This window comes from Muricomes intestini (assembly GCF_004346165.1).
In the GTDB taxonomy this organism is placed as follows: domain Bacteria; phylum Bacillota; class Clostridia; order Lachnospirales; family Lachnospiraceae; genus Muricomes; species Muricomes intestini.
The window spans coordinates 54187-66557 of record NZ_SLZZ01000001.1 but is presented as its reverse complement, the minus strand read 5'-3'; the positions used below and the strand labels follow the sequence as shown (position 1 = coordinate 66557).

General features: G+C 41.5%; 15 protein-coding genes, 1 tRNA gene and 1 other annotated feature. Of the genes, 3 read left to right on the top strand and 13 right to left on the bottom strand.

Annotated features, from left to right (window positions below; genetic code table 11):
* Positions 1–79: 79 nt before the first annotated feature.
* A complete protein-coding gene (locus EDD59_RS00295; protein ID WP_132377834.1) occupies positions 80–421 on the bottom strand; it encodes a hypothetical protein in 342 nt (113 codons plus the stop codon).
* Positions 422–695: 274 nt separating this feature from the next.
* On the opposite strand from EDD59_RS00295, the gene dtd reads away from it, so the two are divergent.
* On the top strand, positions 696–1142 hold the full coding sequence (dtd, locus tag EDD59_RS00290) for a D-aminoacyl-tRNA deacylase (protein WP_132377832.1): 447 nt from the start codon (positions 696–698) through the stop codon (positions 1140–1142).
* 67 nt (positions 1143–1209) lie between these two features.
* Positions 1210–1282, top strand: a tRNA-Thr gene (locus EDD59_RS00285).
* A 103-nt stretch (positions 1283–1385) separates the two neighbouring features.
* On the opposite strand, the gene EDD59_RS00280 is transcribed toward EDD59_RS00285, so the two are convergent.
* The 9 genes from EDD59_RS00280 to EDD59_RS00240 form a co-directional block, all read right to left on the bottom strand.
* Positions 1386–1904 (bottom strand): superoxide dismutase family protein, encoded by a 519-nt coding sequence (locus EDD59_RS00280; protein WP_243117302.1) that lies wholly within the window; start codon positions 1902–1904, stop codon positions 1386–1388.
* Between the two features lie 52 nt (positions 1905–1956).
* The gene (locus EDD59_RS00275) at positions 1957–2571 is read right to left on the bottom strand and encodes a sigma-70 family RNA polymerase sigma factor (RefSeq protein WP_132377828.1); all 615 of its coding nucleotides are present in this window, start codon (positions 2569–2571) and stop codon (positions 1957–1959) included.
* Positions 2572–2618: 47 nt separating this feature from the next.
* Complete coding sequence (gene rlmB / locus EDD59_RS00270; protein WP_132377826.1) at positions 2619–3389, bottom strand: 23S rRNA (guanosine(2251)-2'-O)-methyltransferase RlmB; 771 nt, start codon at positions 3387–3389, stop codon at positions 2619–2621.
* Between the two features lies 1 nt (position 3390).
* On the bottom strand, positions 3391–3831 hold the full coding sequence (locus EDD59_RS00265; protein ID WP_132377824.1) for a Mini-ribonuclease 3: 441 nt from the start codon (positions 3829–3831) through the stop codon (positions 3391–3393).
* Positions 3816–5222, bottom strand: a complete 1407-nt coding sequence (gene cysS / locus EDD59_RS00260; protein ID WP_132377822.1) for a cysteine--tRNA ligase — start codon at positions 5220–5222, stop codon at positions 3816–3818. The genes EDD59_RS00265 and cysS overlap by 16 nt, the downstream gene beginning before the upstream one ends.
* 26 nt (positions 5223–5248) lie before the next feature.
* Positions 5249–5959, bottom strand: a complete 711-nt coding sequence (gene epsC, locus EDD59_RS00255) for a serine O-acetyltransferase EpsC (RefSeq protein ID WP_132378215.1) — start codon at positions 5957–5959, stop codon at positions 5249–5251.
* A 48-nt stretch (positions 5960–6007) separates the two neighbouring features.
* Positions 6008–6234: a binding site (T-box leader), on the bottom strand.
* A 284-nt stretch (positions 6235–6518) separates the two neighbouring features.
* Positions 6519–7655, bottom strand: a complete 1137-nt coding sequence (locus EDD59_RS00250; RefSeq protein ID WP_132377820.1) for a GNAT family N-acetyltransferase — start codon at positions 7653–7655, stop codon at positions 6519–6521.
* 17 nt (positions 7656–7672) lie between these two features.
* Positions 7673–8218: a 2-C-methyl-D-erythritol 2,4-cyclodiphosphate synthase gene (gene ispF, locus EDD59_RS00245; RefSeq protein ID WP_132377818.1), complete on the bottom strand. Its 546-nt coding sequence runs from the start codon at positions 8216–8218 to the stop codon at positions 7673–7675.
* Positions 8219–8257: 39 nt separating this feature from the next.
* Positions 8258–8596, bottom strand: coding sequence for a hypothetical protein (locus EDD59_RS00240; protein WP_132377816.1), 339 nt, complete (start codon positions 8594–8596; stop codon positions 8258–8260).
* Between the two features lie 324 nt (positions 8597–8920).
* Between EDD59_RS00240 and EDD59_RS00235 the strand changes: the two genes are divergently transcribed.
* Positions 8921–9262, top strand: coding sequence for an FAD-dependent oxidoreductase (locus EDD59_RS00235; protein ID WP_132377814.1), 342 nt, complete (start codon positions 8921–8923; stop codon positions 9260–9262).
* 129 nt (positions 9263–9391) lie between these two features.
* On the opposite strand, the gene EDD59_RS00230 is transcribed toward EDD59_RS00235, so the two are convergent.
* Genes EDD59_RS00230 through EDD59_RS00220 form a run of 3 tightly spaced genes read right to left on the bottom strand, consistent with a single transcriptional unit; the run spans position 9392 to position 12357 of the window.
* Complete coding sequence (locus EDD59_RS00230; RefSeq protein ID WP_132377812.1) at positions 9392–10369, bottom strand: electron transfer flavoprotein subunit alpha/FixB family protein; 978 nt, start codon at positions 10367–10369, stop codon at positions 9392–9394.
* Entirely contained in the window at positions 10370–11164 is a 795-nt protein-coding gene (locus EDD59_RS00225; RefSeq protein WP_132377810.1) for an electron transfer flavoprotein subunit beta/FixA family protein, read from the bottom strand.
* Between the two features lie 32 nt (positions 11165–11196).
* Positions 11197–12357 (bottom strand): NAD(P)/FAD-dependent oxidoreductase, encoded by a 1161-nt coding sequence (locus tag EDD59_RS00220; RefSeq protein ID WP_132377808.1) that lies wholly within the window; start codon positions 12355–12357, stop codon positions 11197–11199.
* Positions 12358–12371: the final 14 nt, after the last annotated feature.

Below are 12371 nucleotides of genomic sequence, written 5' to 3'. Positions count from 1 at the left end.
TATATTACCACAAATCCTATGTAACGACAAGTAATCTCCTGACAACAAAAGAACGAGGTTTTCATCCTCGTCCTTCCGGTCAGCCCTGTCCCTCCTTTAGATATTGCTCTACATTGGAAACAAGTTCAAGAAACCTGCAGTTCAACTCATCTCTTTTGTCAGGATTGTCCGCATGAATATCAAATCCCGGGATTCCCAACAGCATATGATTTGCTGCCTTCCAATCCCTCTTTAAAATTTTTTCCAGCTGCTCCCACCCCTCATATTGAACCAGACAACAAATTTCAAGATTATATTTCATGTTTTCAATGAATCTGTAAAAGTACGGAATCTCTTCTACCTTTAGTCCCTGTATAAATTCCAGTAATTCCTCCAGACATTTTCTCAGCGGAACGAGCTCACTCTTATACAGGCCGTCCATAATGTTCCTCTTTACCTGTACTAAAAAAATTCCACAACTTTAATTTTGATTATATCATAATCTCACGGTAATCACACGCTTTTATCAATACTTATCCTTGGATTCGACAAATTGTTGCTATTTGTAGGTGTTTCTCCTCTTCTAATTAGCGTCATTTTTAACTACATAGTAACAGTTCAGCCATCAGCTCGATTTTGCCTGGACTTTATACTACAGAGAGTATAAAATAAGTACTATATAAAACTACACATATGAAACATATAAGGAGTGCAGCATGAAATTTGTAATACAAAGAGTTACGGAAGCATCCGTAACTGTTGAAGAAAAAATAATCGGTAAAATAAAAAAAGGATTTCTTGTTCTGATTGGAATTTCAGACAGTGACACAAAAGAAACAGCAGACAGGCTCATCCGGAAAATGATTGGGCTCAGAATCTTTGAAGATGCAAATGGAAAAACAAATCTTTCCCTCTCCGATGTAAACGGGAATATTCTCCTTATTTCTCAGTTCACCCTGTATGCGAACTGTAAAAAAGGCAACCGTCCCAGCTTTATTGAAGCCGGCAAACCTGATATGGCAAATGCCCTCTACGAATATATCATAGAAAAATGCAAGAAAGAAGTCCCGATAGTCCATACTGGAAGTTTCGGAGCCGAAATGAAAGTCAGCCTTGTCAATGATGGCCCCTTCACAATCATACTGGATTCCGAAAATATTTAACAAATCATATTGACAATACTGCTCATTTTAGTGTATATTATCAATGTTGCGTGTAACCCACGTACAGGCTGCCTTGGCTCAGTAGGTAGAGCGTCGCCTTGGTAAGGCGGAGGTCGGCGGTTCGAATCCGCTAGGCAGCTTGACTTTTGATACAATACTCTCCCCCTGGTACTTACACTTACCTACCGGGAGATTTTTAAAGCCCGGAATCTACTCCAGATTGCGGGCTATTTCTTATTACTCCTAGTTTTCTATAGGCCATAGATATACACTAAGCTGGTCTCCCCACTCTTTAATTTCTCCGCATGCTATTCTTTCCCCGGCATTACCATGAGGATGGGTTATGAAATCATCGGGATGTTCATGAATTTCTACAGTCCTGCCAATCACCTGCTCAGGAAAGAATCTGCCAGTATACACTTCGAGCCAGGCGATTCCCTGAGTTGAGAGAAGTATCGTCAAATCTCCTAAATGTTGCGGGTGTTGTGCAAATTCTGGGCTAAAATGGGTTGATGTATAGGCTAAGGGGCCTGGCTCATCCCCTGTACAGATACTCTCTTCACAAATGTGAAAGCCAAAGAATTTTCCCATGTTCCGCGTGTGTTTATCAGGCAGTCTGTAAATCTCTGCCATTACAATAGTTCCTCCATAGACATCAAAGAAATACACCAATCCATTTATTTTAGGATATTTGTCCGTTCCCCTTATCTCGGCATATGCGGCCGGTACCCTGGCCACTGCTTCTGCCATACACCCAGACATAGCATCACCTCCTCTGTTAGTATATGTAACAAAGAAGAAAATGGCCCTCTGTTTATTCCGGCAGTAATTTTTCAGCCTTGCTTCTTATTCTTTGCAGTGCATTGTCTATTGCTTTAGGACTCTTGTCGAGCAGTTCTGCAATTGTTCTATAGTCAGTCCCCATGAGATGAAGGTATAGCACCCGGTTTTCCAGAGCGCTTAAATTTTGCTTCAATTCCTCGGCAAAAGCTTCTGTATATTCTTTGCCAAAGTACAGGGTTTCCGGGTTGTTTTCCACCTCCGGTTCAATCGTGTCTATCAGAGGAATACTCTTCTCTTCATCTGTATTGCCTCTATCTTCATACAGGGATATATAAGAGTTTAACGGTAAATGCTTTTTCCTTTTTGATGCTTCAATTGCAGTATACATCTGCCTGGATACACAAAGCTCCGCAAAGCTGGCGAAGGGGGCCTTCTGAGAAGGATTATAGTCTCGGACTGCTTTGATAAGCCCAATCATTCCTTCCTGTATCAGATCTTCGTTTTCCCCTCCGATTAAATACATTGCTCTTGCCTTTTTACGGACCATTGACTTATATTTTACCATGATGTAGTCCATAATTTCTGAATTGCCATTCCGGAAATCTGAAATTAACTGCTCATCCGTTACCGCATCATATTTATTCATCAGCCCATCCCCTTCTCATTCCAACCACCCGTTCTATTTCCCGTGTTTTATTTCATTCTCTGACGGACAATTTCATATGCAAGAACTCCGGCCGCAACAGACGCATTCAGGGAGTCTATTTCTCCTTTCATGGGGATACCTGCAACAAAATCACACTTTTCTTTTACCAGCCGCCCTACTCCTTCTCCTTCATTCCCTATAACCATGCCAATGGGGCCTGTGAGATTTAAACTGTACATTGTTTCCCCACCCATATCTGCGCAGACAAACCAAAGTCCTCTTTCTTTAAGTTCCTCTATTGTCTTAGCTATATTTGTCACTTTTGCAACCGGGGTATAATTCAGAGCTCCGGCCGAGGTTTTCACAACTGTGGAAGTAAGGCCCACCGCCCTTCGTTTGGGTATAATGACACCGTGTGCTCCCGCTAGATTGGCAGTACGTATTATTGCCCCCAGATTATGAGGATCCTCAATATTATCAAGCAAGATTAAAAAAGGTGGTTCCCCTCTCTCTTCTGCCAGACAAAACATGTCTTCTATGTCCGAATAACCGTAAGCAGCCGCACACGCAATAACCCCCTGATGCTTTCCGGTCCCGGAAAGCTGTGAGAGTCTCTCTTTTCCTACAAAGTTTAAAATCGTATCCTGCTTTTTTGCTTCTCTTACAATCGTCCGGACAGGGCCATCCTGGCAACCGTCCAGAACAAAAAGTTTATCAATTGTTCTACCTGAACGGAAAGCTTCTAAAACTGCATTCCTGCCCTCAATTATTAATGTATTGCTCTCATTTTCCATTTCCTTTTTTTCTTTTTCCTTCATATTATTCCTCCAGACTGTCCAAACCGATTTTTACTAAATCAATAAGTCTTTTATAGTCTTTTTTCAGGTACAGATATCCCAAAAGTGCCTCAAACCCTGTGGCTCTTCTGTAATCTGTGATGGACTGGTTCCTGGCAGGAGAAACAGATTTTGCGTTTCTTCCCCTTCTGTAAATCACATGTTCTTCTTCTGTCAATTGGTCCTGCATTGCCCGCATCATCAGTGACTGGGCAGATGCCTGTACAAACCTGCTTGTCTCCTCATGCAGATTATGTACCGGTTTATTTCCACCGCTGATAACCATAGTCTTAATAACCAAATCATAAATGCAATCACCAATATATGCCAGAACAAGAGGTGAATAACTTGCAATATCCACCTCTTGAAGATCCAATACCTCTTTTATATAATCATGAAACTCAAACTCTACGCCTTTTTCCATTTTACTCCTTCTCGGGTATCTTCCAGTATAATACCCTTTTCCAGAAGTTCATCTCTGATTTCGTCAGCTCTTGCAAAATTTTTATTCTTTCTGGCAGCCTGACGCTGTTCAATAAGAGCTTCAATATCCTCCGCCAGAATTTCCTCGTTTTTATCCACAATGATTCCAAGAACATCAGTCAGCTTCACCAATAAATCCAGAAGGCTTTGCAGATACTCTGCGGAGCTCTCCCCCCCTGCCGTAGTATTGATGTATTTCACCAATTCAAAGATGGAAGAGATTGCGTCTGCCGTATTGAAATCATCATCCATCGCTTTTTCAAATCCAGCCACATACTCCTGGGTCTTTCCAAAGGCTTCTCTTTCTGCGTCTGTCATATCCTGTGCTTTCGCAGTACCCTTCAGGAACTTCAGATTCTCCGCAGCGGTTATAATTCTCTCCAATCCCGTCCTGGCTGCATCCATCAATTCTGTGCTGAAATTCAACGGGCTTCGATAGTGGGCACTGAGCATGAAAAAACGCAGAATCTGCAGATCATATTTCTCACTGATCTCCCTAACTGTGAAAAAATTTCCAAGAGATTTTGACATCTTCCTGTTGTCAATATTGAGAAATGCATTATGCATCCAGTATTTTGCAAATTCCTTACCATTTGCGGACTCACTCTGGGCAATTTCATTTTCATGATGAGGAAATACCAGATCCTCGCCTCCTGCATGAATATCAATCTGCTCTCCCAGATACTTTTTTGACATTTCAGAACATTCTATATGCCATCCGGGGCGCCCCTCACTCCAGGGGGATTCCCATGCCGGCTCTCCCTCTTTTTTCGGTTTCCACAATACGAAATCGAGAGAATCTTCTTTTTGCTCCTGCCCGGATACTAAAAGTGAACGGCCTCCTGACTGCAGGTCATCCAGGTTTTTATGAGACAACTTTCCATAATCTTTAAACTTTCTTGTACGGTAGTAGACGGTTCCATTTTTCTCATAGGCATATCCTTTATCTATCAAGGTTTGAATCATGTTTACCATGCCGCAGATTTCTTCTGTCGCAAGAGGTGCCTTTGTAGCCGGCTTCACATTCATAGCCTTCATATCCTTTTTGCACTCTGCAATATAGCGCTGAGAAACTTCTGACGTCGTCACTCCCTCCTCAATTGCCTTCTTAATAATCTTGTCATCCACATCCGTAAAGTTAGACACATAGTTGACCTCATACCCTTTGTACTCAAAGTATCTTCTCACCGTATCAAATACGATCATGGGTCTTGCGTTTCCAATATGGATATAATTGTAAACAGTAGGTCCGCAGACGTACATTTTTACTTTTCCCTGTTCCAGAGGAACAAATTCTTCTTTTCTTTTTGACAGTGTATTATATAATTTCATGTTTCTTCTCCTCTTGCCATTTTTTATTATTCTTCCTGCTTTATCTTTTCGGACTTCCCTCTCTGTCCGCGGTTCATGTCCAATAGATGTTTCATTTGCTTTTCCATGTCTTCAATCTGACCATTGAGCCGGGCACATGATGCCTGAAGCTCTCTGATGTCGCCCAAAACCGGATCCGGCAGATGAATCTGATCCATATCTGTCCTAGGTACTTTCTTATTGCCCATACGGACCACACGTCCGGGAACACCGACAACTGTACAGTTAGGCGGAACTTCTTCCAATACAACAGACCCTGCCCCGATTTTTGAATTTTCACCAATCGTAAAAGACCCGATAATCTTTGCTCCTGCGCTGACCATTACATTGTCCTCCAACGTAGGGTGTCTCTTTCCCTGTTCCTTTCCTGTACCCCCCAGAGTAACACCCTGGTAAAGGGTCACATTGTCCCCTATGATAGTTGTTTCCCCGATAATAACGCCGCTTCCGTGATCAATAAACAATCCCTTTCCGATTGCCGCACCGGGATGTATCTCAATCCCGGTCTTCCTTGTGGCCCTCTGTGAGATCCAACGGGCCAGAAAATAATGCTGCTTGAGATATAGCTTATGAGCCACTCTATAATTAAGTATAACTTTAAAACTCGGGTAAAGCAAGACCTCCATATTCGATTTTATTGCAGGATCGCGTTCCCTGATTACCTGAATTTCATTTTTAATATAAGATATTATTCCCATAAAACTTTCTACCATCCCTTCCTGTGAAAGAAAAAGACCCCGTCTCCTATAAGAGACGAAGTCAAATCCGCGGTTCCACTCTACTAAAAGAATTTCTTCTTTCACTTATCACATGTAACGTATGCTCCCCGTACTCTGCTACTTGTGCCTGTCACTTTTGCAGAGTCAGCTCCCGGACGCACTTCACAAACTCCTCCCTTGAAACCACTTTCAGCCGGTGGCGGTTTCTCTCTGAAAGTTCAGAATCGGCTACTCTTTCCGTTCATCGCCTTTGAAACTCTATCTATATAAATACATATGATGTAGGGGTCAAAAGGTATTTTGCCCCCCGATACCTACGGATTGCTCCGCACTTTGTGCTCCCGCAATCCTAAAAACATTCGAAATCCGCCCTACTCGGGCTACTTTCTCATGTTTTGCGGGTCCCAAAGTCATGCTTTTTCATGCAAGCATGAAACGCATGACCTTTTGACCCTGGTATCATATATATTATGCAAACTTATCAAATTTGTCAACCTGAAAAGGGGACTGTCCCTTTTGCGCTCCATTTTCAGAATATTCAGACTACTTCATTTAAGTATGTTTGATTCAATGGCTGAATTTTCTGTAGTTCGCCCGCCAATTTTTCAGAAATTACCACATCTTCCTCCTGGCTTACTTCTTCCAGCGTCTTATAACCAAATAGAAGACTTGTCAGTGCACTGATTGTCAGCACGCCCTCCGAATCTTCTGTCTCCTGTACCTGTATCAATCTATCGGCTCCGATGCTGTTTTCTACACTCTGCAGTTTCCACACCCGGCTATTTGCTGTTAAGATTGGATCTAGTACTGCAAAGGAGCAATTCAATCTTTCTCCTTCTTTTACACACAGGGATTCCAGAAATGTCTGCAGGTGCAGTATCCTCACCATAATTGTGGGGACTTTTTTTGTTTCTGCACCTTCATTCCCGGCATATACCTTCGCCGGTGCCTCGGCTTTGTCCCGCAGTCTATAAACAGCCTTCTGGAAGTCCTTCTCATATTGCTTAAGATATAAAGGCTCTCTGATGTAAAGATTATCCTCCCTGGCGTAGGCAAACATTCCGACAATATGTCCAGCCTGCTTCATCAGCTTTACTCCGCCGTTCTCACTCATCTGCTCAAATACCATAGTCTGGTAATACTTTTCATCCCGGACGGCATAAACCTGGTATAAGGGTGCAAAATATTCTCTGAAAAATTCTGCCATATCAGAGGCATCTCCGATTCCCGCATCCCTTAAATCCACTTCCATGTTTCCCTCTTTACCATACATTTCTGTCTGATTCTGTTTATAAATAAAGCGGAAATCATAGGGCGTATAGATAGCTTCTGCCGCAGGCATCAAAAATGTAAACGGTTCTTTTCGTCCATACATATCTCTCATAGATTTTCTTAGCAATTCGCCCATATATCCGCGCTTCCGATAACCTTCCTCCGTGGCGACAGCAATGATATAATTACATGAGAACTGCTTCTTATCCACCTGGAGAGTATAGGGATTTAACTGGAGCATGGAGCGGATCTCCCCATCCTCCTCTATCACATAAATCTGATTGTCCCTGACCTTTATAAAATAATAGTAGTCCAGAAATTCTTTGCTGTCCTCTTTAAATACTTTCTCCCATAATTCTCTTGTCAGGCTGTGTTCACTGCCGTCAAGTTTTCGAAGCTGCATCTTTTATTTCCTTTCCTCTACTGTCTCTGGCAGCCCTGGCATCCCGCACATCCGGCCAGAGGCTGGGTGACATCATAGCTGCTGAAATTCGTTATCTTCTCCAATGCACAGATTGCCTGTGAGGAAATTCCTTCTCTGCTTCCGGTAAATCCCAGCCCCTCTTCAGTTGTCGCTTTAATGTTAACTTGATCATCAAGAAGGCCGAGAGCCTTTGCCACGTTGCTCCTCATGTGGTCAATATGGGGCAGCATCTTAGGCTCCTGTGCAATTATTGTAGCATCAATATTTTCTACAATATATCCTTCTCCATCAATGAGCTCTGCTACATGCTTTAGCAGCTCGATGCTCGATACCCCCTTATACTGCGGGTCTGTATCTGGAAAATGCTTTCCGATATCGCCGAGAGCTGCTGCTCCCAACAAAGCATCTATAACCGCATGAACCAGTACATCCGCATCTGAGTGTCCCAAAAGCCCTTTTTCATAAGGTATATCCACCCCTCCGATTATCAGCTTTCTTCCATCGGTCAGTTTATGGACATCATAACCTATTCCTACACGCATTCTTCATTACTCCTTATATCTGTCATAAAATTCACTCTGTCACTTGTCCTCATCTGTTGTTTCTGTGCTTCTTTCTTCATCAGTTTCATTATTGTCATCTTCAGCAATTTCCAGGCCGTCCTCCGGCTCTTCTGATTCCTGAATCTCTTCCTCATCACTTTGTTCGCCGGATGCTTCTATACCCTTAAGTCCCCTCATATCTTTGATAGAAAATATGGCAAATACAGCGCCAACAATGATAAAAACTACAGCTATTATAGACATAATGACCATATTTGCAGGTTTGTCCGCCATAAGTCCCTGGATCAATTTAATTCCCGTATACACAAGATACAAACCTGCCACAAGTCTCAGCACAATTCTGGATTTTTCGTTCATCACTTTTTCCTCCATTTGTTTCTCATTTCCTGATTTTATCATAATCAGAGAAGTATTACCACTAGAAAAGGAAGAAAAGATTGAAAGCATGTTATTCGCGTGAACTACAATATTTTACCCTCAGATCACATATCATTTTAAATTCCAGTTCTAATTTTTCCTTTTCCACTTCTCTGAAATCAGTAGATTTGGGAAGGTACTTGCCGCCCTCAAGCTCGGTGGAATACCCATTATAAAAGTCTCTTTCCGTTTTTAAATAATTTTCTCTTTTATCAAGTATTCTTTCTATAGAAAGCTTATCCAGTATATAAAAGAAGCATACTCTTGTTAGACAAGATATTATCCGAGCCATTGTTTCCAATAGATTCAATGATGCTGGACAAGATGATTGGCGAAAGCGGAATCACTATATTGACTGGCACTGAGCTTTCAGGTGTAGAAGATGGTAAGATATTAATTGAATCAAATGGACAGCAAAGCTCTGTAGACTGTGATACTGTCGTACTTGCTATAGGTTTTAAAGCAAATAATGGCCTGGAAGAAAAATTAAAAGATAAAGTAAAAGATATTGTTACAGTTGGAGACGCTGCCGTCCCCAGAAAAATATTAAATGCTACTTGGGAAGGATATCATGCAATAAGAGCATTAGCTGAAAGGGATGCATAATACAAAGATAACTATAATATGAGTTAAAGCCACCGGCCTAGTCGGTGGCTAGCTTAAAAGTGCGCTTTCTATTAAAATTTTCTCCTTTTAGCACCTGTACTCCGCCAGTGCAACATCCTGACAAATCTTCTAACTAAGATATGCTTCTAATAACTCTTTCATATCTCCTACAATTCCATAGTCCGCAACATTGAAAATCGCAGCATTTTCATCTGTATTTATCGCAACAAACAATTTCGTATCTTTAATTCCTTCTGTGTGCTGAATTGCTCCAGATACGCCTATTGAAATGCAAATTCTTGGACGAATTGTAAATCCTGTCTGCCCAATCTGATTTTGGAATGGGATCTTACCACTATCTGCCAGTGGTCTAGTTCCTCCAATTGCTGCATCTAATTTTTCTGCAAATGCTTTCAATAATGCGAAATCCTCTTCCTCTTCTGCTCCACGGCCTCCTACTACAACTGTCTCAGATGCAAGAATGCTGTTTGTGTCATTCCTTGCAGGAACAACTTCTACTACCTCTAATTTTGATGCAGGGATTTCAATATTTTCTAAATATGTTACTTTCACTGCATCTGTTTCTCCCTCATAAGCTGTATATACGCCTTGCCTTATCGTCATCATCTGTGGGTAAATGCCTGGTTTTGTTTCAATCGTAACAAATACATTTTCTCCAAAAGATGGTTTGTTCTGTTTTATATAAAAAGTACCATCTTCTCTCTTTGCCGTCAATACCTCTGTACAGTCAGCAGTTAATCCACATCCTAATTTCGATGCTACACGTGAAAAGATAGATCTTCCCATTGGTGTAGCCGGTATAAGCACACTTGAGGGCTCAATCTTTCGAATCATATCTGTAATTACACTGCTAAGCGCATCATCCTGAAATATACAATCTCTTTTTGTTTCAACAGCATAAACCTCATCTGCTCCTGCCGGCTCAAGCTGTTTTACAAGCTGGTCACAATCTTTGGCTACGACAATCAGTTGAATTTTTTCGCCTGTCGTTTCTTTAATGAAATGTGCTGCAGTAATCAGCTCTGCTGTAACAGGCTCTATTTTACCATTATAATATTCTGCAAATATGCAAATTCCATTCGCCATCTATTCTTTTCCTTTCTCATTGTCGATTAATTCCTTTAGTTTCGCAGCCATTTCCTGAGGTGTCCCTGTGAACATCTCAGCTCTTCTTTCATTCTCCGGCTCAAATGAATCCGTAACAATTGTCGGGGAACCGCTAAGCCCAATATCTTCTGCTGCCATCTGAAGTTCTTCATTCGTATAAACATGAAGGGGTTTTGTTTTTGCTTTTCTCATACTTCTTAAAGTTGCAAATCTTGGCTCATTTGATCCAAAGCACACGCTCATAACTGCCGTTAATTCTGTTTTTATATGATATTCCTGATCTTGGTATTTCTTAATTGCAACTACATGTTCTGCGTCTGTTTCATCATACTTAATCCCCTGAATCTCCCCGACATATGGTGCATCCATATATTCTGCTACCATTGCACCTACCTGTCCGGTTGCTCCATCTGCCGACAATGCTCCGCTTAAAATAAGATCAAACTCTCCATACTTTTTGATACCTCTTGCCAGTACCTTTGCTGTTGCGATTGTGTCTCCACCTGCAAAGCATCGGTCTGTAATGAGAACACTCTCATCACAGCCAATACCCATAGCTTCAATTAGCGCTTTCTGTGTACCTTGCGGCCCCATGGTAAATACTACTGCCTTGCCGTCTGTCTGCTCTTTTAACTGAAGTGCAGCTTCAATGGCATTTAAATCTGCAGGGTTAATCATTCCTTCAGAGCTTGAACGAATCAATGCATGTGTTTCTGGATCAACCGATACATCATTCGAAACCGGAACCTGTTTCATCAGTACTGCTATGTTCATACTCACACTCCGTTCTTCCTTTTTACTGTTGATTATTTTAATAACCGGTTGAATTCCCAGTCTTCAAGAAGTGGTGTCATCTCATCACGCATAATTAATTTTGCAAGATCTCTGCTGGCTGCCGGCGCTTCGATTACTCCATTTCCGCCGTATCCTGTAGCAAGCATATATCCCTCTACTGGTGTTTTTCCTAAAATTGGAAGGAAATCTTTTGGCTCTGCACGATAAGACAGCCACGAAGAAACAAGACCACTGTCAACAATTCCCGGTACTCTCATTTCCAACTGATCAAGCAGGAAATCGATGAAGTAATCATCTGTCCCACCTGTTGCAGGAAGTTTATCAGGATCCCACTGTCCTGCATGCATAGGATTATTCAAATCCATTGACAAATGAGACTTGCAAATAAAAATATTATCTCCAGCTCTTAATCCATAGAATGCAGGATACTTAAGCACTGGGAATGTATAATCAAGTTTCTTTCCTGGAGGGCATAAGAAGAATGCTTCTGCTTTTGTATGCCAGATTGGAATATCCATCCCAACCATTTCTCCTGTGAATTTGCTCCATGGACCTGTACAGTCTACAATTACATCAAACTCATAATCTTCGCCTTCACTTGTTGTAAGTCCTGTAGCTTTGTTATCTACAACTTTTACATCTGTAACTTTAACACCTGTCTTAATGGCCCCTCCATTTTTCTGCATTTTCTTAGCATAAGTATTAGAAATCATTGTTCCATCAAAATATCCGTCTTCCTGAGTATATCCAGCTCCAAGGATATTATCTGTAGCAATATCCGGAAGAATCTCTTTGATTCTGCCTTTATCTGTAATATACTCTCCCGAATATCCGGCGGCTTTTGCAAGGGCAATTCCAGTCTTAATTGTAGCCTCTACTTTTTTATCCGTTGCGACAACAAGAGTACCTGTCTTGTCAAATCCCGCAGAACCTTTTTCTTCTGCTTCCATTTTCAGATAAGATTCGAAACCGTATAATCTTACGTCCCAATATCTGTTTTTTAGAGAGTCATCAAACAGACATACTGTTCCTGCTGACTTTGCTGTGGAAGCACCTCCAATAGTGTCTTTCTCAAACACAACAACCTCTGCATTATCATAGAGGCTTAAGTGATAACCAAGACATGTTCCTGAAATTCCACCGCCAATAATTCCAATTCTCTTTTTTCCCATTTCTTTCCTCCTTT